The sequence below is a fragment of the Coprococcus sp. ART55/1 genome (genome assembly GCF_000210595.1).
Taxonomy (GTDB): Bacteria; Bacillota; Clostridia; order Lachnospirales; family Lachnospiraceae; genus Coprococcus; species Coprococcus aceti.
The window spans coordinates 1,333,915-1,334,947 of the sequence record NC_021018.1; the positions used below are offsets into that span (position 1 = coordinate 1,333,915).

Annotated in this window: 3 protein-coding genes; all 3 read left to right on the forward strand. The window is 33.5% G+C overall.

From position 1 onward, the window contains the following. Nucleotides 1-503 (forward strand): hypothetical protein (locus CCU_RS06220; protein WP_208896041.1); only part of this gene is annotated, 503 nt, incomplete at its 5' end. A 36-nt stretch (nucleotides 504-539) separates the two neighbouring features. Next, entirely contained in the window at nucleotides 540-818 is a 279-nt protein-coding gene (locus CCU_RS06225; protein ID WP_015533984.1) for a hypothetical protein, read from the forward strand. Between the two features lie 13 nt (nucleotides 819-831). After that, nucleotides 832-1,033, forward strand: a 202-nt coding sequence (locus tag CCU_RS06230) for a hypothetical protein (protein WP_208896042.1), incomplete at its 3' end; no start/stop codon positions are given.

The following is a 1,033-nucleotide window of genomic DNA, read 5'->3' on the forward strand; positions in this document are numbered from 1 at the left end:
TTGGCTCATCTATGAATATGACTAGTGATCAGGTAGAAAGTATCAGTATGTTTAATACTGGATATGCTGCAATATATTCTGAGGGAGATTCTAGACCGCAGTTAGTTAAATTACCTCTTGTGAAAAATATTAATGCTAAAACGCGACAACAAATCCTTTTGGAATCATTGCAACAGGTTAAAAATAATATGCCATCCAAACAGAGCAAAAAAGATAGTTCCATGGAATGCAGTTTATGTACAAAATGCGTGTATAAGATGAAAAGCGAAAATTTGATGGATGTAATATCGCCAAAGCTCATTGATTTGTTTGTTGATATGGTAAAAAATGAAGGGTTAAATACCGATTCAATAGATGCATTTTTTCAAGTTGTCGAGAAAGATTTTGCTAATGGGAAAATGCAATCTAATGAGAAATTGTGTTTGATTAGACAGATAGAGCCACGATTAGAGGTGTCAAAGGCATATTTAAGAAAAGTCCTGATAGATTATATCAATATGTGATTTGGCGATAACGAGAATGAGAGGCGAGAGATAAATATGAAGTGGTTTGAATCGGAAGAAAATAATGTTGAACCGAGAAAAAATGAAGAGGTAAAAGAGAATTCTAATGAGGATTTCTCTTGCGCATTTGAAAAATGGGAAGAAAAATCTACAGAGAAAACAGAAGAGTCAGAAGTACATAGCGAAAAGGAAAAATTGCAGGAGTACAAAAGTTTGCTTCTGAAATATAAGGAGGAAAACGAAGGAGGGGAACAAACAGATTCTACAGATGATACAGAATCGCCAAAAGTTAAAGTGCTGAAAATGTATAAATGATGAGGAGGAAATGATGATGCAAAGAAAATATATGCAGGATAAGGGATTTCATGTAAAAGCTGATGAGGATATGTCAGAACTTGAAGAAACAAAATCTTTTGACAATATTGATGCAAACAATGTTGGCGAAAGTTATGACAGAGAAATGATAAAAGAACCTGGGGAAAGAGCACAAAATTTATCTGAGAATATTATTGATGAATCAGTAGAAACAA

Excerpts from the sequence above, each read along its gene's own strand:
- CCU_RS06225 (WP_015533984.1), top strand. The coding sequence starts at position 540 with ATGAAGTGGTTTGAATCGGAAGAAAATAATGTTGAACCGAGAAAAAAT.